General features: G+C 57.9%; 22 protein-coding genes and 1 tRNA gene. 10 read left to right on the forward strand and 13 right to left on the reverse strand.

Features of this window, described 5'->3' with window-relative positions; all coding sequences use genetic code 11:
* Positions 1-23 precede the first annotated feature (23 nt).
* The 6 genes from T8A63_RS01410 to T8A63_RS01435 form a co-directional block, all read right to left on the reverse strand.
* Positions 24-782, reverse strand: a complete 759-nt coding sequence (locus T8A63_RS01410) for an ABC transporter ATP-binding protein (protein ID WP_322344777.1) — start codon at positions 780-782, stop codon at positions 24-26.
* Positions 779-1,513: an ABC transporter permease gene (locus tag T8A63_RS01415; RefSeq protein WP_322344778.1), complete on the reverse strand. Its 735-nt coding sequence runs from the start codon at positions 1,511-1,513 to the stop codon at positions 779-781. Before T8A63_RS01415 ends, T8A63_RS01410 begins: the two co-directional genes overlap by 4 nt.
* A gap of 1 nt (position 1,514) precedes the next feature.
* Positions 1,515-2,222, reverse strand: coding sequence for an ABC transporter permease (locus T8A63_RS01420; protein ID WP_322344779.1), 708 nt, complete (start codon positions 2,220-2,222; stop codon positions 1,515-1,517).
* Positions 2,223-2,252: 30 nt separating this feature from the next.
* Positions 2,253-3,038: an ABC transporter substrate-binding protein gene (locus tag T8A63_RS01425; RefSeq protein WP_300056959.1), complete on the reverse strand. Its 786-nt coding sequence runs from the start codon at positions 3,036-3,038 to the stop codon at positions 2,253-2,255.
* Positions 3,028-3,975, reverse strand: a complete 948-nt coding sequence (locus T8A63_RS01430) for a MurR/RpiR family transcriptional regulator (protein WP_416153226.1) — start codon at positions 3,973-3,975, stop codon at positions 3,028-3,030. The genes T8A63_RS01425 and T8A63_RS01430 overlap by 11 nt, the downstream gene beginning before the upstream one ends.
* A 446-nt stretch (positions 3,976-4,421) precedes the next feature.
* Positions 4,422-5,120 (reverse strand): hypothetical protein, encoded by a 699-nt coding sequence (locus tag T8A63_RS01435; protein ID WP_236629141.1) that lies wholly within the window; start codon positions 5,118-5,120, stop codon positions 4,422-4,424.
* A 554-nt stretch (positions 5,121-5,674) separates the two neighbouring features.
* Here T8A63_RS01435 and T8A63_RS01440 point away from each other — a divergent pair.
* Complete coding sequence (locus T8A63_RS01440; RefSeq protein ID WP_067931132.1) at positions 5,675-6,766, forward strand: IS630 family transposase; 1,092 nt, start codon at positions 5,675-5,677, stop codon at positions 6,764-6,766.
* A gap of 12 nt (positions 6,767-6,778) precedes the next feature.
* Here the strand turns inward: T8A63_RS01440 and T8A63_RS22375 are convergent, their stop codons facing one another.
* Positions 6,779-7,447, reverse strand: a complete 669-nt coding sequence (locus T8A63_RS22375) for a TniQ family protein (RefSeq protein WP_416153240.1) — start codon at positions 7,445-7,447, stop codon at positions 6,779-6,781.
* A 175-nt stretch (positions 7,448-7,622) separates the two neighbouring features.
* On the opposite strand from T8A63_RS22375, the gene T8A63_RS22380 reads away from it, so the two are divergent.
* The 7 genes from T8A63_RS22380 to T8A63_RS01470 all read left to right on the forward strand — a co-directional run bounded on the left by T8A63_RS22380 (position 7,623) and on the right by T8A63_RS01470 (position 14,833).
* Positions 7,623-7,868, forward strand: coding sequence for a transposase (locus tag T8A63_RS22380; protein ID WP_416153241.1), 246 nt, complete (start codon positions 7,623-7,625; stop codon positions 7,866-7,868).
* 76 nt (positions 7,869-7,944) lie between these two features.
* Positions 7,945-9,300 (forward strand): IS1380-like element IS1247 family transposase, encoded by a 1,356-nt coding sequence (locus tag T8A63_RS01445; protein ID WP_006473457.1) that lies wholly within the window; start codon positions 7,945-7,947, stop codon positions 9,298-9,300.
* A gap of 214 nt (positions 9,301-9,514) precedes the next feature.
* Positions 9,515-9,871, forward strand: coding sequence for a hypothetical protein (locus T8A63_RS01450; protein WP_322344781.1), 357 nt, complete (start codon positions 9,515-9,517; stop codon positions 9,869-9,871).
* A 436-nt stretch (positions 9,872-10,307) separates the two neighbouring features.
* Entirely contained in the window at positions 10,308-11,039 is a 732-nt protein-coding gene (locus T8A63_RS01455) for a hypothetical protein (RefSeq protein ID WP_322344782.1), read from the forward strand.
* Positions 11,039-13,252, forward strand: coding sequence for a hypothetical protein (locus T8A63_RS01460; protein WP_322344783.1), 2,214 nt, complete (start codon positions 11,039-11,041; stop codon positions 13,250-13,252). The genes T8A63_RS01455 and T8A63_RS01460 overlap by 1 nt, the downstream gene beginning before the upstream one ends.
* Complete coding sequence (locus T8A63_RS01465; RefSeq protein ID WP_322344784.1) at positions 13,249-14,214, forward strand: AAA family ATPase; 966 nt, start codon at positions 13,249-13,251, stop codon at positions 14,212-14,214. Before T8A63_RS01460 ends, T8A63_RS01465 begins: the two co-directional genes overlap by 4 nt.
* Before the next feature lie 346 nt (positions 14,215-14,560).
* A complete protein-coding gene (locus T8A63_RS01470; RefSeq protein ID WP_322344785.1) occupies positions 14,561-14,833 on the forward strand; it encodes a hypothetical protein in 273 nt (90 codons plus the stop codon).
* Between the two features lie 46 nt (positions 14,834-14,879).
* On the opposite strand, the gene T8A63_RS01475 is transcribed toward T8A63_RS01470, so the two are convergent.
* From T8A63_RS01475 to queC, 5 genes are all read right to left on the reverse strand, one after another.
* The gene (locus tag T8A63_RS01475) at positions 14,880-15,545 is read right to left on the reverse strand and encodes a L,D-transpeptidase (RefSeq protein WP_067624211.1); all 666 of its coding nucleotides are present in this window, start codon (positions 15,543-15,545) and stop codon (positions 14,880-14,882) included.
* Between the two features lie 211 nt (positions 15,546-15,756).
* Positions 15,757-16,221 (reverse strand): preQ(1) synthase, encoded by a 465-nt coding sequence (gene queF / locus T8A63_RS01480; RefSeq protein ID WP_067624216.1) that lies wholly within the window; start codon positions 16,219-16,221, stop codon positions 15,757-15,759.
* A 15-nt stretch (positions 16,222-16,236) separates the two neighbouring features.
* The gene (queE, locus tag T8A63_RS01485) at positions 16,237-16,944 is read right to left on the reverse strand and encodes a 7-carboxy-7-deazaguanine synthase QueE (RefSeq protein ID WP_322344786.1); all 708 of its coding nucleotides are present in this window, start codon (positions 16,942-16,944) and stop codon (positions 16,237-16,239) included.
* Complete coding sequence (gene queD / locus T8A63_RS01490; protein WP_067939230.1) at positions 16,941-17,294, reverse strand: 6-carboxytetrahydropterin synthase QueD; 354 nt, start codon at positions 17,292-17,294, stop codon at positions 16,941-16,943. Before queD ends, queE begins: the two co-directional genes overlap by 4 nt.
* Positions 17,294-17,995: a 7-cyano-7-deazaguanine synthase QueC gene (queC, locus tag T8A63_RS01495; protein ID WP_322344787.1), complete on the reverse strand. Its 702-nt coding sequence runs from the start codon at positions 17,993-17,995 to the stop codon at positions 17,294-17,296. The genes queD and queC overlap by 1 nt, the downstream gene beginning before the upstream one ends.
* A 217-nt stretch (positions 17,996-18,212) precedes the next feature.
* On the opposite strand from queC, the gene T8A63_RS01500 reads away from it, so the two are divergent.
* Together T8A63_RS01500 and T8A63_RS01505 are read left to right on the forward strand one after the other, a co-directional pair.
* Positions 18,213-19,610, forward strand: coding sequence for a PAS domain S-box protein (locus tag T8A63_RS01500; protein ID WP_322344788.1), 1,398 nt, complete (start codon positions 18,213-18,215; stop codon positions 19,608-19,610).
* 146 nt (positions 19,611-19,756) lie between these two features.
* Entirely contained in the window at positions 19,757-20,515 is a 759-nt protein-coding gene (locus T8A63_RS01505) for a glutaredoxin (RefSeq protein ID WP_322344789.1), read from the forward strand.
* Positions 20,516-20,567: 52 nt separating this feature from the next.
* Here T8A63_RS01505 and T8A63_RS01510 read toward each other — a convergent pair.
* Positions 20,568-20,644: transfer RNA gene (locus T8A63_RS01510), tRNA-Pro, on the reverse strand.
* Positions 20,645-20,733 lie beyond the last annotated feature (89 nt).

The following is a 20,733-nucleotide window of genomic DNA, read 5'->3' on the forward strand; positions in this document are numbered from 1 at the left end:
GCTGGATCAATAAGGGCAGGGCGTTACTTCACGTTGGCGATGAAACGCTGAAAGACTTCGGTTTGCGGATTGGTGAACATCTGCTCAGGGGTGCCGCGTTCGGCAATGCGGCCCTCGTGCAAGAACACCACGTCGGAGGAGACATCACGGGCGAATGCCATCTCATGGGTGACGACGATCATGGTGCGCCCCTCGGCGGCGAGCGACTGCATGACCTTTAGCACCTCGCCCACCAATTCGGGGTCAAGCGCGCTGGTCGGCTCATCGAACAAGATCGCATCCGGCTCCATCGCCAGCGCCCGCGCAATGGCCACGCGCTGTTGCTGGCCACCGGAAAGCTGGGAAGGGTACATGTCCATCCGGTCCTGCAGGCCAACCCGTTCCAAGAGTGCCTCGGCAGCGGTGCGGGCGATCGCCTTGGGCGTGCCCTTCACTTGCACCGGACCTTCCATCACGTTTTCCAAAGCGGTGCGATGGCTCCACAGGTTGAACTGTTGAAACACCATTCCCAAACGGCTGCGCACCGTTTCGATATGACGGGCGTTCAGCGGCTTGCCGTCGCGCACCTGGATTTCCTCGCCATGCACGGTAACCGTGCCAGAGGTGGGGGTCTCGAGGAAATTCAGACAGCGGAGAAAGGTGCTTTTGCCAGAGCCGGATGAGCCGAGGATCGAGATCACATCGCCCTCCCGCGCCTCAAGTGAGATGCCCTTGAGCACCTCAACAGCGCCGAAGGATTTGCAGATATCATCGGCTTTGAGGATAATGTCGGCCTCGCTCATGGCTTTGGTCCTTCCGGGGGAGAGAGAATGGAGCGGCCCGTGTTGCGCGGACCGATGTGGCGGCTGAGGCGTGTCTCACCCTGTCGCCAGAGCAGCACAAAGATCGCGGTGATGCAGAGGTAGATCAGCGCGGCCCAGAGATAGATCGAGAAGTCGAATGTGCGCGAGAAGATCTGCCGCGTGCGGCCCATGATGTCGAAGACGGTGACAACGCTGGCCAGTGCGCTGGCCTTCATGAGCAGGATGATTTCATTGCCAAGCGCCGGCCATGCAATGCGGTATGCATGAGGGAAAGTCACCCGGCGCAGGATTTGCAGGCTGGTCATGCCGATAGCCTTGGCGGCCTCAATCTCTCCGCGTGCAACGCCCATGATGCCGCCGCGCAGGATCTCTGTCTGATAGGCTGTCGAGTTCAGCGCAAAGGCCAAGAGCGCACAGTTGAACGGATCGCGGAAAAATCCCCAAAGCCCCCAGTCCTGCAAGAATGGGCGGAACTGGCCGGACCCGTAATAGATCAAGAACAATTGCCCCAAGATCGGCGTGCCGCGCATGAAGGAGATATAAAGCCGCAGGGGAGCCTGCGCGATAGGGCTCGTATTGGCGCGGATCAGGGCAAGGCCGGGGGAGAAGAGGGCCGCAATGAAGGCGCCCAGAAAGGTCAGCTTGAGGGTCATCAAAGTGCCATCAAGCAGGCGTGGCCAATATTCTACCACGATGTCAAACGGGTTCATCTCAGACCCTCTGAATGCCGCGATTGGCGCGGCGTTCCATATGGTTCAGCACCACTTCCGACAGGACGCAGAGCGCCCAGTAGACCAGGCAGGCCAGCAGGTAGAAGGTGAAGGGCTGTTTGGTCACGCCGACGGCGACCTTGGTCATGCGCATCAGATCGTCCAGTGCGATGATTGACACCAGTGCCGTGTCCTTCAGCATGTTGATCCATAGGTTCCCAAGGCCGGGCAGGGCAAAGCGCCAGACCTGCGGTAGGCGGATACGAAAGAAGATTTTGCGTGGAGACATGCCGATCGCCCGGCCGGCTTCCATCTGCCCTTCGTCGAGCGATTGGAAGGCGCCGCGCAGCACCTCGCCCGCAAAGGCGCCAAAGACCATGGCAAGTGCCGTGACCCCGGCGGCAAAGGGGCTGAACTCGATATTGGTGCCGCCCGGATTCCACCAGACAGCCAGTTTGTTTAGCAAAAGTCCGACGCCATTGTAGACCACAAAGAGCGTTAGGATCTCGGGCAGGCCGCGCATGATCGTGGTGTAGCCAAAGCCAATTGCCCGCAGCCCCGCATGGCGCGACATGGAGGCAAAGGCCGCGACAAAGCCGATCAGCAGACCGATGGGCAGCGTCACAATGGCAAGCTGCATCGTGATCGCCAAACCCGCGAGGATTTCATCCCCCCAGCCGGCATCGCCGTAAGAGAGCAACTCAAACATACAGGATTACCAACTGGGGGGACGTTGTCATCATTTCATCGTGTAAACGTCGATGTCGAAATACTTGTCGTTGATGGTTTTGTAGGTGCCATCAGCGCGCATTTCGGCCAGAGCGGCGTTAAGCTTTTCACGCAACTCGTCGTCTTCCTGACGCAGCGCGATACCCACGCCTTCACCGACAAAGGCCGGATCGGTGATCGGATCGCCAGCCAACTCGCAGCAGGTGCCGTCTTCGGTCTTTTTGGTCCAGTCCAGCATCGGCAGCATGTCACCGACCTGCATGTCGATCCGGCCACTGGCCATGTCGAGGTTGACCTCATCCTGCGTTGGATACAGCCGCACATCCGCATCCGGGTAGGTCGCTTCGATATAGTCGGCCTGCGTTGTGCCAGACTGCGCGCCAATAACTTTGTCGGCGAGGGCTTCATTGGTGAATTCGGTGATGTCAGAGCCCTTGGGCACGACATTTGTCATCGCGGCCAGATAATAGGGATCGGTGAAATCCACCTGTTTCTTGCGCTCTTCGGTGATGAACATCGACGCAATGATGAAATCGTATTTATTCGCCAGCAGCCCCGGAATGATTCCATCCCAATCCTGTGCGACGACTTCGCATTCTTCGCCGATCCGCTTGCAAAGCTCCTGACCGATCTCGACATCGAAACCGGCGATCTTGCCGTCCGCTTCGATGTAGTTGAACGGGGGGTAGGCGCCTTCTGTCCCCAAGCGCAATGTCTCGGCAAAAGCGCCGGTAGAAAAGCTGGCGGCAACGGCCAGCGTCGAAAGCGCCGTGGCCAGTTTGAGTTTAGGTGTCATCGTGTTCACTCCTGTTGGGTTTTTCTGTGTCATTTTTCCGTTTGGCACCCTGTCGCGCAGGGTGGTCGACATGGCCGGTAAAGCGACCATAGAGATGGGCAATCCGGTTGAGCCTGCCCTCCAGCTCGGAACCAAGCTGTAGAAAAACGCTGTGGATCAGCAGGTTGGACAGGCTCGCCATCTGGGCTGTCGAATCCCAGAATTGGTTGAACTGCGTGGGCACCGCGAACACCTGACCCGCCGCCTCATGGCCCCAGTCACAAAAGACATCTGTAATAAGTGTAACCGTCACCCCTGCCGCGCGGGCCTCTTCAGCGAGGCTTTTGGACAAGACTGAATAGCGCCGCGCCTCAAAAATCACGAGATGGGCAGGGCGGTCGGTCAACAAGACCTCGGCGAAGTTCCCAGCCGCGAGGTCAAGCAACGTGACGCCGTCGCGGACATATTGCATTTGGTTGGCGAAATACTGGGCAAGACCACGTTCCGTCTGAAAACCGGCAACGAAAACATGTGCAGTCTGCGCCAATCGCTCTGCTTCTTGCTGCCATTCGGGGCTGCTGGCCATTTCATAGATGCCGACGAGTGCCGCGATCTCGAGCTGCAGGCCGTGATTGAGCTGAGCACTGTCTACATTGCCACCCTTACGCATTTCTTGAAGCCGTTCAGACATCAACCAAGGGTCATCGCCCATATCGTGCTTGAGGTGATCCTTCAGGTCGCGAAAGCTATCATAGCCGATTGAACGGCAGAACCGCCCGACGGTGGCTTCGCTCACCTTTACCGACCGTGCGATGCTGGCGGCGGTCTCAAAAGGCAAGCCTGCCCAAGAATCCAGCATGTAGCGGGCCAAAAGGCGGTCTGCTTTGGTCCCTTCTTCAAAGACACCTCCTAGCTGAGCTCTGATTGAGGTTTGCAACGGGGCCTCCGAAATTCTCATTACACCGAGAATGAAAGTAATCTTTCAAACTGTCAACGATGATATATTCCGCTCATCGATGCTGTGTTTCGGGGCGAGTTTGCGTGGCTTAACACTTGATTGAGGGTGGTGGTGAAGGCTTAGTCGTATGGATCGGCTGAGGGGCGGGGAAAAGCGCTCGCGCCGTATTTGGAACAGCTAAGCCCCTTGCAGTAATAGGGATCAAACATCCTCTGCGATTTGCATAACAGCCCAACTACACATGCTAAGAGCCGTTTGCAGCCCTAAGGCACCTTTCGACATGGAGTGCGGGTTGGTGATCGCTTCGCTATCCGGTCGGCACGATGGCTTTGCGAGTAGGTATATCTAAACGCGGCACTTCGCGGATTTCGCCCCATTGGTCTGGGCGACAGGGCTATGCAGTTCCGGGGGGCATCTAACGCTCAGAGGTCAGTCGCTTCAAAGCGTTAATCAGATCTCTCTCGCGATGTGTCAACGGAACAGGCTTTCTTGACATCATCTGCAAGATAGACGGGGCCGAAATTTCTACCACCTGGCGCAAAGCGCGAAATCCCAGCGTTTCTAAGCTTGCGTGCGATCAACCGGCTATCCATCTTCTCGCGGATCGACAGCAGTTTAGGCGTCGTGAACTTCGCGTGGAATGCCGAAATATCGGCATCGGTCACGTATAGCCCATGGCGGCGGGTTAGCGGATTAAAGAGCTTAGTTGCCTTGATGTGACCTGCATTGAAAAGAGCGGTCAGCGCGCCGCTGTTATGTAGCCCTATCTCTTTTGCAAATGCACCCAAGTTTCTGAGTTCCGGCGGCTTTTCTTGCAATTTGTTTATATCGCTTTGCCGTACGCAAATGGCAGCATATCCAACGAGGCCATCTTTCAGTGCGACTTTGATCACTCCTTCTCGTGCCGCATCGATGGCGTGGGCAATATCCACGCGCGCACGTGCGGCGGCAACACCCAAAGGCAGCCAGTCCGCGTCAGTACCTTTTACGGTGACGGCATCTTTAGTCAGATCGCCGAGCAGAGCGTCGGCGTCAGCAATATCCCATTGCAGTTTCGAAACCGATTGAGGCACTGCCGGTTCGAGAACTTTCTTATCTACAAGGATCTCGAACTGACCCACAGAGACACCGAGTTGTTGCCTCATACTCTTCGCCACGACGAGACGCCTTGCTCGAGCAAAAGCCGGCTGCGCAAGCTTTGCAAGGAAGGTTAGGCGGGCGTCAGGTCGATTATCCTCGGGATCCACAGTGCCGAAATGCTCTAGCATTCGTCGCGTAGTTTTCGCGGACCTGCCAAGCTCATCTGCCGCAGTAAGGACAGAGTAAAGCCTTGGGGCCGATAGAGACTTTCCCAGAATGGGTTCGTCTGCCGGTACGGCCCAAGTTTGGAATATGACCTCACGCAGGATATCGCGATATGGATCACACCTTGTATCGTTTGCCATGTCGTGTGCCAGCCAACGGTAAAGTCGGCCGAAAGCCCTTTTTGGACTGAACTGCGGTCCTTCCGCTGTGCTCGCTAGCTCTAGTAGAATTTGGGACAGTCCATCCGGACCGGCGCGCGCACAATCGAATCCCAAAGCCCTCGCAGGTCGGCCACCATCTGTTCCACCCAACTTGGCCCTTACCATTTCGCCACCTAGTGTTCTCCACCTGACAGGAGATTCCCATCGGCAACGTGATGTGCCATATTTGAGGCATGAGACGCCATGACATCTGCCTTTACCTTGGCCCCGCCGACCGTACTGAGCTTCAAGCCCTGATCAGCAACCGCAACACTGCGCGCAAGCTTGTCTGGCGGGCCGAGATCGTCCTGGCCACAGCGGACGGTCATGGCACGTTCGAGATTATGCGACGCGCGGGCACGTCGAAACCCACGGTCTGGCGCTGGCAGCAGCGGTATCTCGATGAGGGCGTGGCCGGTCTCAAGCGTGACAAGACGCGACCCTCGCGGGTGCCGCCTTTGCCCGTGGAAACAAGGCTGAAGGTGATCGCCAAGACGGTGCAGGAAACCCCGCCCAATGCAACGCACTGGAGCCGCGCGCTAATGGCCGAAGCCATGGGCATCTCGCCGTCGAGCGTCGGCCGCATCTGGGCAGAAGCTGGCTTGAAGCCGCATCTCACGAAGGGGTTCAAGGTCTCGAACGACCCAAAGTTCGAGGAGAAGGTCACCGATATCGTCGGGCTCTACCTCGACCCGCCAGACCGTGCCGTGGTGCTCTGCGTCGATGAGAAATCCCAGATCCAGGCGCTGGATCGCACCCAGCCCGGACTGCCGCTCAAGAAGGGCCGTGCCGCGACCGTAACGCACGATTACAAACGCCATGGCACGACCACGCTGTTTGCTGCGCTGGATGTGAAATCAGGCACCGTCATTGGCGATTGCATGCCACGCCATCGTGCGCAGGAGTTCCTGAAATTCCTCCGACAGATCGACAAGGCTGTGCCCACGCGGCGCGATGTGCATCTGGTGCTCGACAACTACGCCACCCACAAGACGCCTGAGGTAAAGGCCTGGCTCGAAAAGCATCCGCGCTTCAAGCTGCACTTCACGCCCACCAGCGCGTCATGGCTGAACCTGGTGGAGCGCTTCTTTGCCGAGATCACATCAAGGCGCATCCGGCGCGGCAGCTATTCCAGCGTCGATGATCTTGAGGCCGCGATCTACGACTATCTGGCCCACCACAACGAGAAGCCAAGGCCCTTCAAATGGACCAAAACCGCAGAGGATATCCTCACCCGGGAACGTCGCGCGCTGGACAAGCTCGATGAAACTCGCGGAAACAGGTAGGAAGTGTCAGACTCAGAGCACTAGCAGTTGGCAGAACCGAGCAGCCGTATCGGTAGGCTGCGTAGCGAGCCATGTCGGGTCTGCGCCAGAAGAAAGCCGGTCATCCAGCCACTGGTCATAGCTTGAGATTTGATGGCGTGGCCGGTCCAAACCTCCTGATATGACGTCATCCGCAATACTATGAAGGTGTGTGGCGAAATCATATCGTGCCAATGGCGATGCGATTTTCCAGAGCGGAACAAGAGGCTGGCTATGGCGCAGGCAAACTTCCACGTACCGCACCTGCCAGTCTCCCCGCATGACCATTTGACTCTGAGGCGCTGCGGGGCAAGATTTTAGATCTTCCCTAAGGCAGGCCGGACAACCTCTGACTACAGGATTGATGAGGGCGCGAGATACGAACTCCTCCCCCCTAAAACAGACCTGAACACCGGCTGTGGGCTGCGGCGTCCAAGACATCATTTCTTGTATCTCCTGACCTGGGAGGTCAAAGATCTTGGCGATAGCTTTTGTCTGACGATCATCGAACTTGATCAGTTTTTTGAGAGACAAACCCAATTCACTGCAGAAGCCAGAAAGCGATAAGCCCCGCATGCCCGCTGTGCGCGACACGAACGATACAATTCCTTCACGAGGTTGAGGCTTAGGTTTTGCAACGATCGAAGTAGGCAGCGTACGTATCCTTTGGCTGTGCTTGCTAAGTCTAGCGTCCTCAGTTGGTCAACCTCTTACACTAAGCGCCTGGGTCTTAAATTTCTACGTTTGGCATCAGGCGAGTCGGCAGGCAGAGGCAGGTCAACGGTTGCGCTCTATTTAGCGTATTCAGTTGCGCCTGTCGGCTGTGTATCGCTCACCCATGACTTCAGGCTTATTCGAAAGCTACACATTAGAACGGATACACTGGGTTTCACTGTATCTAGGACTGCCTTCGGTCGGTCTCGACACTACCTTTCCGACTGAGGCGGCTTGCGAAGCTCGGTTGTATCAGGTCCGGTGGCCAGATGGACCGGTGTGCCCAAGGTGCTTCCATCAAAATGTAAATTTTTTGGATCTGCGAAAACTCCAGGTCTGCCGAAAATGTAAGCCCACATTTCCCAAGTAAGGCGCTGATTTCGCTGTCCTGACCATTATATTTCCTATATAAAACATGGTGTTGAAGGCTGCGAGGGGCGCGTTTCATGGATCACCCAGAGGGTGCGGGCTTGCAACGGGCAGATCGGGTGGATTTCGACCCTCGCGTGCGGCTGGAATTTCGCGGCACGCAGCTCAGTTCCGACGGCGGCCTTCTGGTGATGCGCGAGCTTGATGACGCGCTCGGGTTGTCCGATTTGGCGTCAGCGGCGCTGCGCGATACTCGCTCTGGCAAGAACACGGTCCATCGGCTCGACGGCCTGTTCCGGCAATCAGTCTTTGGGCGGCTGGCCGGATACGAGGATGTCAACGACGCCAACCGTCTCGCCTGCGATCCGGTCATGCGCCAAGTTGTCGGCGGCAGAGCGGTCGATGCACAAGCGGCCTCGGCATCGCAGATGGGACGGTTCGAGACCGAGACGCTGGCTCTGGCCGGGAACCGTGCCGCGCTGGCCGACCTGAACGGGCAATGGATCGACCGGTTCCATGACCGTAACGGGCTGAAGTACATCGTTCTGGACATGGACAGCTCGGTCAGCCCGACCCATGGCGACCAGGAAGGGTCCGCCTGGAATGGCCATTTCGACTGTAGCTGCTATCACCCCAACTTTCTGTTCAACCAGTTCGGGATGCTGGAACGCTGCGCCCTGCGCCATGGCAACGTCCACAGCGCCGATGGCTGGCGTGATGTTCTCGACCCCGTCATTGCGCGCTACGCGGAGCGCGACCTTGGTGGCAGGTTCTTCCGGGCCGATGCTGCCTACGCGATCCCGGCGATCTATGAGCGATTGGAAGAAGCGCGGTTCTTCTACGCCATCCGGCTGCCCGCAAACGCGGTCCTCAAGGACAAGATCGCGCATCGGCTAACGCGCCCTGTCGGGCGGCCGTCACTGACCAAGGTCAAGCGGTTCTTCGAGGAATTCGAGTATCAGGCGGCGTCCTGGGACAAGGAACGCCGGGTGATCGCCAAGATCGAATGGCATCCGGGCGAACTGTTCCCGCGTGTCGGCTTCATCGTCACCAACCTGCCGATGGAGCCGGACTGGGTGGTGCGGTTCTACAACCAGCGCGGCACCGCCGAGCAGCACATCAAAGAGGGCAAATACGCCTTTCGCTGGACGCGGCTGTCGTGCCGGAAGTTCCGCGACAATGAGGTGCGGCTGCAACTGCACGCCCTGGCGTACAACCTGGCCACCTTCTTGCGCTGCATCGAGCTGCCCGAAGCCATGGCCGACTGGTCGTTGACCAGCCTGCAACTGAAGCTGATCAAGATCGGGGCACGTGTGGTCCGTCACGCCCGCACCATCACCTTCCAGCTGGCCGAGGTCGCTGTCACCGGCACGATGGTACGCGCCATCCTCGCCGCTATCCGCCGATTGCGAGCGCCACCGCTATGCGCATGATCGCGATCCACGCTCAAACTGAACGAAAGCGGCTGGACAGATCTGTCCGCTGCGCTGAAAAACGCCGCCCCTGGGCAAGGAAACAGCGGCTTCGCGGTCTGATCCGTCCAGATCCAGCAGTCTGCGCGACCGCAGGTGCCGCTTGCGGCAGAAAATCCTTGTCTAGCGATCGGATACAGGCGATCTTCACCTCAAACGACACGCCACCTGGGGAATGCAGGGTAAGAAGCAGTTCAGCCTGAAATCAGGGACCGAACTGCACGGGAGCCATCGGGGCCTGAAATTCTATTTCGGGCTCGCCGAAGAGATTATCCAATATCGGCAACGCAACGACATGCCCACTTTGCGTATGCTCCAAGACAAGCATGGCATGGCCTATGCGACTGCCATAAAACTTCGGTCTAAATTATCCGCGGACTTGGCGAAGTTTCATGGCGGCCTGCTTGGGCGCTGCATCTGCGTTATTTTTCCACGCCTACCCCAAGATATGGTGTTTGGGACTGATACTCACCTGCTACTTTTGGAACGCGAGATGCAGCGGCGCCGCTGGCGAGAGCTTGGAATTGAGTAAAGTAGATACTCCGTCCACAGCTTAACGCTGTCGCGAGCTTTCATTCATGAAAATCAAATCCTAATTCACCTTCATAAGGCGCAGGGAAAGCTGGGCCGAGTGATGAAGATGACGGCCATGACAGACGGGGACATGGCATTCTGGCTTGCGATTTTCGAAGGAGTGAAAGAAAGCTAATGTGTTGTAATAAAATAATATTTGACTCGAATCGCTTAGGCATGAACGGTTCCTGCCTAACCGCAGCCTGCGGTTGGAAAACAAATGAAAGTCTGGTCCCGCGTGATCATGCGCACCGGAAATTGCACCGCTAGAATTGGGCTGTTGGCCGCGTAATTTTGCCTAGGAAGAACTTCAAAAAGTTCAGGCGACTGCGATCAAACCCCGTAAATCTAAACTCAAAACCTCACTCGCATGAGCGAATGAGAACGGAGAAGTCATGCCGTATCCTCTCGAATGGGACACATCGACAGGCGAGCAGAAAAAAATGCCCGCACTGAAAGTGAATCGGATCCACGGTGTCTGGGCCTACGATGGTTATCGCAATCCGCTGACCCGCAGCAGCTCGGCTTCCCGCGTGTCCATGACGTTCGCAACGCCCGCCACGAAAGGACAGCGCAAAGTTTACCACTTTGACGGTCAGCGCGAAATGGCGGTCGGGATCGAAGCGCTCCTTTCGCCCGATCTCTATGGTCTTGAGGTGCAGCTTCCGCCAGTCAACTATCGCATCCGTAAAGGCAAGCTAAGAGAGCATAGCTTCGATCTGCGCATTACTTTCAGGGACGGCTTTAGGCGTGCAGTGTATGTCCGCTATAGTGACAGCCTCGCAGGAGAGAAGACCAAGGAAGAGATCAAGGCGATTTTCGAAGCCACTCCGGCCTGCTTTGCGGACGACAAAAGGGTCGTAAATGGCGATCGCTACACGCGCGCCTACCGGGACAATCTTCTTCGTATCTACAGGGCGACTGAGATCGTTGATCAAGAAGCCGACGCACATGTCCTCGACCGTGCTCGCAGGGGTGGGTATTGGCTGATGCGCGAACTTTTGGCCCAGTGCGAAGTAACCTCGGCGCGTGCGTTCAACGCAGTTCTTCGGCATGTTGGGCAAGGGGTAATCAAGGCGAATCTGCATGCTGTTATCTGCGAATACTCCCGGATCTGGCTCGCCTAATGTCTGCTGCCGTAAAATACAGGATCCCACAAGGCTCCGAATTGGTGCTGGAGCGGCGGCGCTGGCGTGTGGTCGGCAAAGAGGCCGACGGATATGCCGTGGAGGGTCTCGAGGACGGTGAATGTATGGTTTTGCCGTTTCAGCGGATCAATGATGCCCTGACTGTTGGAGACGGCAAGGTCATTACGCCAGTGATGGCCGAGCGCCGCAAAGCGCTTCGCGCCTATACAGGCGGTTTTGAGAAGGTTTCGCAGCTTACTGCGGATGAGCAGCGCGATGTGCATGCGCGCCTAGGGCTCGTACACGCTATGGAAGCCTTGGAAGCTGAGGGTAAGAAACTTACCCAACGGTATCTTAGCCGGCGAGATGTTCGGCAGCGCCTTCGTGACATGGCAAAAACGCTAACCAATAACCCGCATCTTCTTCACGGCGCATACATCGGGAGTGCAAAGCGCCCGCACTCCTTACCCACAGGCCGCGTACTTCAAGAAATGCGCAACACTTTTATCAGGTTCTGGCGCGAGCCGGTTGTCTTGATGCGCAGGCATCACCGGAAAGGCCCGCCAGAAGATAAAAGGGAACGTCTGTGCCCCATGCACGAGCGTTTTGTCGATTATGTCATGAACCTCTACTTCAAAAAAGAGCAGCCGAAGCTTGCGCGGCTTTATGAGGGTGCGACAGACGAGTTCAAGCTTTCGGAACATGACATTTTGTGGGGCTTCAAATTTCCGTCGATCACTACGATCCGCACACGGCTGAGCCAGGAATCCCCTGCGACGAAAGAAGTGGGGCGCAACGGAAAACGTCACGCGCAGAACAAGTTTGGCGCAGGAACAACGGACGTTCGCGCTCTGAAATACGGCGAGACCTGTCCAACTGATCAATACCTCTTGTCAATCTTCACCGACGCGAAGGGCAACGTTAGGGTCAAAAGGATCGATCGTACGAAAGCGCAGGACCCACTTGAGGAAGGGGAAATTAGACGGCTCTGGTTGTTCTTCATGCTAGATTTGGCCACGAGAATGCCTCTGGCTTGGCTCCTTGCTGAATCGGCTGATGGGGACCATCAGGAAAAACTTCTCCGCATGGCATTGCGGGATAAATTCCGCGAAAAGGTCCGTTATGGTTGTAACCGGGAGCCAGCACCGCCGGTAAGCTTGGCGCTGGTAAAGTCTGACAACGGCACGGCCACGCGTAACGCGAATATTTACGCGAGCCAGCTCGGGCTTGGCACTGCGGTCATGACCGGCCGGGCATACAATTCCACTGACAATGCCTATGTGGAACGGATGTTTGGGACGCTACAGTGGAAGGTCCTGAACTTCTTGCCCGGCTATACCGGTAGTAGGCCGGGCGAATTGAACGGTTATGACGGCAAAAAGAATGCGGAGATCACGCCTGACGCCCTGATGGGGATCATCACCCGTTATTTTATCGATGAGTATCCTTACACACCGCACAATGGGACCGGCATGTTCGGTGCAACCCCTTGGCAGAAGTTCGAAGAGGTTTCCGCTCGGACCAACGGTATCGAACCGCCCGATCCAGAACAGTTGCGTTTACATCTGGGCGTGGAAGGACAAGCATCTACAACATCCGAAGGTATCAAGATCTTTGGCATCCCTTACAACTCCTCGGCCCTGCAATCGTTCGCGGGGGGCGCAAGCAAGAAATGTACGGTATTGCTAAATCCGGATGACCTTCGTCATGTCACCGTCCTGCCTCAGGGAAAGAAAGAAAAGATTATCGCTAATTTGTCGATGACAATCTTCGCAGATTTGACATTGGACGAAGCCATGGCTGTGAAGCGCGCTGCGATCGAGGCGAACCCGGAATTGCGCTCTCTGCATAGACAGCATCTTGCTGAAGCGCGTCAGCGCAGGGTTCGTGAGTCTGGCTTTTTCCCAGATTCCAATTTGCCGTCCTCTTACGCCACAATCGACAAGATCCGCAAAGATGCAGCCGAAATGGCCCATGTGGAACTGGCGCCCTTGTCCCGGTCGATGGAGACATCAGGACCAGGAAACATCATGGAACGCTCTGGTCATTCGGGTCCGTGCCACGCTGTGCCAGCCCCGGCAGAGGAACCGACGGATCCACCGCCTGAAACTTCTTCCACGGAGGCAGAAGCGCCGCCGGTGTCCAAGGACTTCGAGGAGTTGGAGGCCAACACTAAGCCCATGTTCAGTCCCATCACGGAGAGTAAGGTATGAGCGAGTTCATCGTCGAGGCGTATCGGGATGCTGCCGCCAATACGGCCAGCAAGGTATATCCCTTGGTACGTGCTGCAAAACTGAAGGCTGACTTCGCCCGGGTCTTCAGCGCTCATTTGGGGCATTTGATCGGTGGGGGGCGCTTCGAAACTGAAGGGCTTCTCGTGACCGGACCTTCCGGCACTGGTAAGACCACTGAAATCGGTGCGCTGATCTGCCAGTTCAACGCGGACAAGATCGTGCTTCCCGACGGGTCGGGTGCGCGTTTCGCGGAGTGCGTTTTGAAGGGAATTGGGACCTGGAAAGATCTCGGTAAGGCAACCGCCGCTGCCATTGGCTATCCTGTGAGCTCTAAGGCAAGACTGACGCAGAGTGAAAACTGGGATATTGTCGTTCGGGAAGCCAAGCTCGCCGGTGTCATCGGCATTCATTTTGATGAAGCACAGCATATCTTTCGCGAGAAGAGTGATGCAGACCGGTTCGCGGTTCTCGACTTCTTCAAGACTTTGATGAAATCTCATGACTGGCCCTTGATGCTGATCTTTTCAGGTGTTCCGGACTTGAACGACTACATCGAGATGGAGCCTCAGCTCCATCGGATGCTTCACCGCATTCGTTTCAACGATATCAATATCCCGGACGACTACCGGACCATTCATGAAATCGTGGGCAGCTACGCACTTAGGGCGGAAACGAACGTTGACCCTGACCTAATGTCGCAGGACTTTTTCGACCGCTTGGTCGCAGCTTCGGCTTATCGATGGGGGCTCTTAATAGAGGTAACAGAAGGTGCGGTCGGGGAAGCGGCGGTCACCGTAGCGAACACCCTGATGCGGGATCATTTTACGGATTGGTGGGTAGGAAAAACCGAGGTCTCAAGGGTGGCAACTCCGTTCACCCACAGTGGTTACAAGACGCTGTACCGGAAAGATCATCCCTTCAAGAAGGCCCTTGCCGACTAGCTTCGTTTTGATCTGATGATTAAGGCTTCAAAGCCCGCCTCTCTGAGGCGGGCTTTGTCGTGCGATAGGACAGCCCAGCGAACATCGAAAAAATCCAAAAAAGTTTGCGCAGACTATCGGTTCCTTGCGCAGGCTATGTCTTTTTGATTCGTTTTTATGGCGGCGTAATCTATTGATATATCGTTTATATACGGCATCAGACCTTTTGGAATTTTTCACTTTGCGCAGACATCCACTTTCGTTGGCACGATGCCAACATCTGCCTCATTCACCCCGTTGTTGCTTGAAATCCCCAACCGGTCTGTCAGATTGCGCGGGGATATAATCAGGAATGGCAGAGGCTTTGATGAAAACAGGAACTTTTGTGATCGGGGCGGCCTTGCTGGCTGTTGCCGGATGTACGGTGCCCGCGACCGCGCCAGATGGCGGGTCGGAACGGGTGGGCAATCTGCCAGAGTCGGTGGTGCGCCTTGCCGCGCCGAACCAAGACCTGTCCACGGCGCGTTTGCTGCCCGAAGATGGCTGCTATTGGTATCAGCACAGCGGTCCGGTTGAGACGGCGATGGTACCGCTGCGGGCGGTGGGCGGCAATCCGATCTGCACCAAACGCCAAGCCTAATGAGAGCGGGGACCGCCTGTTCGCGGTCCCCGTCCTGCGTCGCGGCTTAGCTGCGCGCGACGACGCTTTCTTCTGCCGAATAGAGATAGGCCGTCGAGCCGGTCCGCACATTCGGGTAGAGTTGGTTAATATGCGCCATAATCATCCGCACACAGCCAGAGCTGGCCCGCCCACCAATGCTGCGCGGCTCGGGTGTGCCGTGGATGCGCAGATAGGTGTCACGGTTGCCTTCGAATAGATAAAGCGCCCGCGAACCGAGGGGGTTCTCAGGGCCGGGGGGCACGCCGTCTTCGAGGCCCGCGTAAAGCTCGGGATCGCGCTTGATCATGTTTTGAGTGGGGGTCCAATGCGGCCATTCCACCTTGCGCTTGATCGTATAGGTGCCCGGCTCATAAAGGTTGCCGCGCGCAATCGCCACGCCATAGCGCATCGCGGTGCCGCCTTCTTCGATATGGTAGACATAGCGCGCCACGGCATCAACGTGGACATCACCGACGCGCAGATTGTCGTTCGCCACAACCCGCTGAGGCAGGAAACGCGGGTGGACGCCCCAAGGGTTGCTGGTCGCCGGGTCAAACCCTGTCGGGGTGATCCGCGCGTCCCATGCGGCTTTCTCCGCTTCGCTGGGGCGGGTGCGTGCCATCAAAGGAGTGGCAATCGCGCCGGAAAAAAGCGCTGTGGTGGTCTGGATGAAATGACGTCTTGTCAGCATGTGGTCGCTCCGTGGTTGACCTCTCTGCGCAGGGCAGGGTCGTATGCGTGTATGAAAGACTAACGGCCTTTCCCCGCCGGAGGTTCAAGGAAGAAGGCCGTTGTTAAAGAGAATGTGATCTAAAACACACGGTTTTCACGAAAACAGGGGCGCGCAGGGGGTCGCGCGCCCCGAAGGCACTGGGGGTGAGGGTGGGGTTGGCGGTGCCCGCTCAGCCACGGCCCCGGTAGGGCGGCACGCCCTGATCGGGGATCCAGACGCCTTCGGGCAGGGGGCCGGTCTGCCAGAACACATCGATGGGAATGCCGCCGCGCGGATACCAATAGCCGCCGATCCGCAGCCATTGCGGATCAAGGAAATCGGCCAAGCGGCGCGCAATGGAGACCGTGCAATCCTCATGGAAAGCGCCGTGATTGCGGAACGAGGTCAGGAAGAGTTTGAGCGATTTGGATTCCACCAGCCACGGGCCGGGCACATAGTCGATCACCAGGTGGGCAAAGTCCGGCTGGCCGGTCATCGGACAGAGCGAGGTGAACTCGGGCGCGGTGAAACGCACGTTATAGGCGACATCGGCCTGCGGGTTCGGCACCCGCTCCAACTCGGCCTCTTCGGGGCTGGCGGGAATGCGGGTCTCACCGCCAAGTTGCTTGAGATTGCTGTAGATGTCTTCGGACATAGGTGTCTCCATCGGTCAGACGCCGCGCTTGTTGCCCCAGATCAGGACATGAAGCTGCGGCAGGATGCGGGGGGCGAACCAGTGATCGGTCATGGCAAGGTCGGTCAGCCAACCCAGACGGTCGGCCAGCGCCTGCGGGTCAACGGGCGTGGCGGGGTCAACCTCGGGATTGCCGGGCTGGAGGTAGAGCGGGATATCGGGGTGATGCGCATGCACTTCGCGGGCCCAGTGGTAGTCGATCTCATCGAAGATCACGATCTTCATCACCTGTTGGCGCGCCTGAGCGCCGAAGGCCCGGCAAGCGTCGAAGGCATCCCAATCGACAGTCTCACCGCTTGAGGGCGGTTTGGGAGAGAGCACCAGCGTATCAAGATCGGCAAACCACGGGCGCGCGACGGAGCCTTGGGTCTCGCAGGCGAAACGGTATCCCGCGGCCTGCCCCATCCGGATCAGCGAACCGAAATCCTGAATTGCCGGGTTGCCACCGGAAAGGGAGACGGTCAGCGGTTGATCCTTGGAGAGTTTGCGGATCCGGCGCCAGATATCCTCGGTCGACATGGGGGCCCAGCTATGGCGGTATTGGCTGTCGACGGCGTGCAGACTGTCGCACCAGCTACACCGATAGTCACAGCCGCCCGCGCGAACGAATACCGTCGGCTCCCCGATCAGCGCGCCTTCGCCCTGAATGGTGGGGCCGAAAATCTCGGCTATGCGCAGGCTCATGGCCGGTATTCCGCCCATGTCTTGGGGGTCTCGCTGACCAGCACCGCGCAGGTTTCCGGCCAACGCGCTGCGCACCAATCGTGGAAGTGCTTTGCCATGTTCTCGGCCGTGGAGGGGCCGTCGAGAACATCGTTCAGATGCCGGTGGTCAAAGTGATCGTCGATATAGGTCTTGAGCGGCTTCAGGTCGTGATAATCGCGCACGAAACCGTCGGCATTGAGCGTCTCGGCGGCCAGTTCGACCACGACGATATAGTTGTGCCCATGCAGCCGCGCGCATTGGTGGTCGTCGGGCAGGTGGGTCAACTGGTGGCTGGCGGAGAAGTGGAATTCCTTGCGAATACGGAACATCAGCCTTCCCCTCGTGTGGCGAGGGCCGTGGTCCAATAGTCCGGGTCGGCATAGACCGTCGGGTCGGTGACCTCGGCCAAATGAAAGGCTTCGCGCCGCTCGACACAGGTGCCGCAGCGCCCGCAATGGACCGCGCCGCCTTTGTAGCAAGACCAGGTCTCGGCGAAAGGCGTGGCATGGCGCGCGCCTTGGCGGACGATCTCGGCCTTGCTTTGCTCGACGAAGGGCGTGCGCAGGCGCACATTGGCATAGCCGTCGAGTGCGGCCTGCTGCATTGCGTCGAAGGCGCGGGTGAAGCCGGGGCGGCAGTCAGGATAAATGAAGTGGTCGCCACCATGCACGGCGGTCGCCACGGCCTCATCGCCTTGCGCTGCCGCGATGCCAAAGCCGATCGACAGCATGATCGCATTGCGGTTTGGCACGACGGTGATCTTCATCGTGTCTTCGGCGTAATGCCCATCGGGCACGTCGATATCATCGGTCAGGGCGGAGCCTGACAGCGCAGCACCGATGCCGCGCATGTCGATCAGGTGGAACGGCACGCCAAGCCGTTTGGCGGCGGCTTCGGCGAAGTCGACCTCCTTGCGGTGGCGTTGACCATAGTCAAAAGAGACAAGCCGGGTGAGGTGATGCTCAGCGGCGGTGATATGCGCAAGCGACACGGAATCGAGTCCGCCTGAGCAGATGACAAGTGTTTTCATTCTGGGGCCCTTGTTTTGATGTCCGGGTAGGCTGCGACCGGATGGCGGGGCTTATTTCAGAATTTTCACAGATTGCAAGCCTTCCGAGCAGCGGCGCCGGGTCGCAGGCATAGGGCAGGAGGGGCGCGGTCGGAGCCCGTTAAAATATGGGATTTGGCCTTTACGATTAAACCTAAGTTAACTTTAGACAAGTCCGAATCCGCGCTAAGGTGAGGATATGTTGAAAAGCAGCCAAAGCGTCACGCTTGACGCCAGCCATTATGAATTGATCGAGGCGATGACCGACGAAGTGGTCATCCTTGACGCCACCGGCGAGATTGTCGCGGTAAATATGGCGTGGAAGATCTTTTGCGAAGAGAACGGCGGGGACGCCGGGTCGCATTATGTCGGGGCCAATTACTTTGACATCTGCAAAGCGGCGGTGATGGATTCCGTGGTGCAGGCGGAAATCGTTTTGGACGGGCTGCGACAGGCATTAAGAACCGGTGCCGCCTTTGAGGGGGAATACCCCTGTGATGGGCCGGGCGTGCGGCGCTGGTTTCAACTGAACGCCAACCGCATGACAATCCAAGGCGCGCCCTGCCTGCTGTTGCAGCACCGCAATGTCACCACGCGCCGCATGGCCCATGACGATATCGAGCGTGCCCATGTGCGTGCTGAAACCTTTGCCGCCCTCGTCGCCACCACGGGCGAAGCGATCCTGACCTATGATATGGATGGCCGTATCATCAGCTGGAACCCCGCCGCCGAGCGGCTTTATGGCTATACCGAAGAGGAGGCATTGGGCCGGTCGGTCGAGCTTTTGTATCCGCCGGATTGGCCGACACGGGTGCTTGAATATCGCGATCAGATTATGGCGGGTAAGCTGCGCCAGTTCGATGCGGTGCGGGTCGCCAAGGACGGCACCGAGCGGCATGTCACAATCGCCTGCACGCCCATCCGGACGCTGTCGGGGGATATCGTTTCGATCTCGAACATCCACCACGATGTGACCGCGACGCGCAAAGCCGAAGAGGTGCGCGATCTTGTCTCGCGGGAGGTCATCCACCGCGCCAAGAACATGCTGTCTTTGGTGACGGCGATGCAGCGGCAAACGGCGAGTTCGGCGGCCTCTCTGGCGGAGTTCAATAAATCCTTCGGGGACCGTATTCAGGCGCTGGCCCGTTCAACCGATTTGCTGGTCGATGGTGGATGGTCCTCCGTGGACCTTGCTCAGCTGGTCCGGGCGCAATTGGACCCCTTCTTGCATCTGCAAGGCAAGGGGGTGGATGTGGCAGGCCCCACCGTCGCTTTGGGGCCGCAGGCATTGCAGCTGATCGGCATGGCGCTGCACGAACTGGCGACGAATTCTACCAAATACGGTGTGATGAGTGGCGGGGGCGGCGATATCCGGTGCCATTGGTCGCACACCGAACAGGGCGGTCTGCGCTTCCAGTGGGTCGAGACCGGCATCACATTTGATCCCTCCGCCAAAAAAGCGTCCGGCTTTGGCAGCAAGGTGCTTTCCGTATTGGCCCCCGCCATGGTCGATGGCTCAGCGGATACGGTGACCAGTGAAGACGCGCTGACCTGGACCGTGACGATCCCCGCCGCGCATCTTGGCAAGGTGACCTGAAGGTCACGAAACCTTACGCCTCGGGGGATGTATGCCCGCAAGGGCCGTTCCCGGTGGCGCAAAGTAGCGCTTTTGCGGAACTCTCCTGCGCTGGAAACTTGTTCCTTCCCCAGACACGTCGTTTGGAAAAACAATAGGAGGCTAGGATGGCCGAAGGACAGGACAAGACCGCAAAGCTTTACCGCATGGTGATGGAGCAGCACCTCTGTCCCTTTGGGTTGAAGTCTAAAGACCTGCTGGAGCGGCAGGGCTATCTCGTCGAAGATCACCACCTGACGACGCGCGAAGAGACCGACGCCTTCATGGCGAAAGAAGGTGTGGAAACCACGCCACAGACCTTCATCGACGGTGAGCGGATAGGCGGCTATGACGATCTGCGTGTGCATTTCGGTCTGGACAAGCCCAAAGAAGAGCAGTCGGACACCAGCTATCAGCCCGTCATCGCTATTTTCGGCGTCGCCTTCTTGATGGCACTGGGCCTTTCTTGGTACGCCTTCGACAGCATCTTCACCCTGCGGGCGTTTGAATGGTTCATCTCGATCTCGATGTGTTTCCTCGCCGTACAGAAGTTGCAGGACATCGAGAGCTTTTCGACGATGTTCCTGAACTACGACCTGCTGGCGCAGCGTTGGGTGCCCTATGGCAAGGTCTACCCCTTTGGCGAGGCGCTGGCCGGTATCTTGATGACAGCCGGTGCGCTGACATGGCTGTCGGCCCCCGTCGCGATTGTCATCGGCGCGATCGGCGCGGTGTCGGTGATCAAGGCGGTCTATGTCGACAAACGCGAGTTGAAATGCGCCTGTGTGGGCGGTTCAAGTAATGTGCCGCTTGGGTTCGTCTCGCTCACCGAGAACGTCATGATGCTGGGCATGGGGATTTGGATGTTGATCAAGGTCTACGGCTAAGCGGATCGGGGCGCGCCGAGGTTTGGGCGTAGGCTGGTGTCAGGGGGATATCTGGTCGGGCTGAGAGGATTCGAACCTCCGACCCCCTGCTCCCGAAGCAGGTGCGCTACCAGGCTGCGCTACAGCCCGACCGATGTGCAGCGCATAGCGCAGCGTGGCGTAATTGGCAATTGGTCAGTTGTAGGGATTTTGCGGTGCGGATGGGGAGATCGGGCGCA

The organism is Sulfitobacter sp. OXR-159 (assembly GCF_034377145.1).
Lineage (GTDB): Bacteria > Pseudomonadota > Alphaproteobacteria > Rhodobacterales > Rhodobacteraceae > Sulfitobacter.

Bases quoted from the DNA above. Each gene is read 5' to 3' on its own strand.
- T8A63_RS01450 (WP_322344781.1), top strand. From the start codon at position 9,515: ATGCAGGGTAAGAAGCAGTTCAGCCTGAAATCAGGGACCGAACTGCAC.
- T8A63_RS01505 (WP_322344789.1), top strand. From the start codon at position 19,757: ATGGCCGAAGGACAGGACAAGACCGCAAAGCTTTACCGCATGGTGATG.
- T8A63_RS01500 (WP_322344788.1), top strand. From the start codon at position 18,213: ATGTTGAAAAGCAGCCAAAGCGTCACGCTTGACGCCAGCCATTATGAA.
- T8A63_RS01460 (WP_322344783.1), top strand. From the start codon at position 11,039: ATGTCTGCTGCCGTAAAATACAGGATCCCACAAGGCTCCGAATTGGTG.
- T8A63_RS01410 (WP_322344777.1), bottom strand. From the start codon at position 782: ATGAGCGAGGCCGACATTATCCTCAAAGCCGATGATATCTGCAAATCC.
- queD (WP_067939230.1), bottom strand. From the start codon at position 17,294: ATGTTCCGTATTCGCAAGGAATTCCACTTCTCCGCCAGCCACCAGTTG.
- T8A63_RS01420 (WP_322344779.1), bottom strand. From the start codon at position 2,222: ATGTTTGAGTTGCTCTCTTACGGCGATGCCGGCTGGGGGGATGAAATC.
- T8A63_RS22380 (WP_416153241.1), top strand. From the start codon at position 7,623: ATGACTTCAGGCTTATTCGAAAGCTACACATTAGAACGGATACACTGG.
- T8A63_RS01470 (WP_322344785.1), top strand. From the start codon at position 14,561: ATGAAAACAGGAACTTTTGTGATCGGGGCGGCCTTGCTGGCTGTTGCC.
- T8A63_RS01475 (WP_067624211.1), bottom strand. From the start codon at position 15,545: ATGCTGACAAGACGTCATTTCATCCAGACCACCACAGCGCTTTTTTCC.
- T8A63_RS01435 (WP_236629141.1), bottom strand. From the start codon at position 5,120: ATGAGGCAACAACTCGGTGTCTCTGTGGGTCAGTTCGAGATCCTTGTA.
- queE (WP_322344786.1), bottom strand. From the start codon at position 16,944: ATGAGCCTGCGCATAGCCGAGATTTTCGGCCCCACCATTCAGGGCGAA.
- queF (WP_067624216.1), bottom strand. From the start codon at position 16,221: ATGTCCGAAGACATCTACAGCAATCTCAAGCAACTTGGCGGTGAGACC.
- T8A63_RS01445 (WP_006473457.1), top strand. From the start codon at position 7,945: ATGGATCACCCAGAGGGTGCGGGCTTGCAACGGGCAGATCGGGTGGAT.
- T8A63_RS01440 (WP_067931132.1), top strand. From the start codon at position 5,675: ATGAGACGCCATGACATCTGCCTTTACCTTGGCCCCGCCGACCGTACT.
- T8A63_RS01415 (WP_322344778.1), bottom strand. From the start codon at position 1,513: ATGAACCCGTTTGACATCGTGGTAGAATATTGGCCACGCCTGCTTGAT.
- T8A63_RS01455 (WP_322344782.1), top strand. From the start codon at position 10,308: ATGCCGTATCCTCTCGAATGGGACACATCGACAGGCGAGCAGAAAAAA.
- T8A63_RS01430 (WP_416153226.1), bottom strand. From the start codon at position 3,975: ATGAGAATTTCGGAGGCCCCGTTGCAAACCTCAATCAGAGCTCAGCTA.
- T8A63_RS01465 (WP_322344784.1), top strand. From the start codon at position 13,249: ATGAGCGAGTTCATCGTCGAGGCGTATCGGGATGCTGCCGCCAATACG.
- T8A63_RS01425 (WP_300056959.1), bottom strand. From the start codon at position 3,038: ATGACACCTAAACTCAAACTGGCCACGGCGCTTTCGACGCTGGCCGTT.
- queC (WP_322344787.1), bottom strand. From the start codon at position 17,995: ATGAAAACACTTGTCATCTGCTCAGGCGGACTCGATTCCGTGTCGCTT.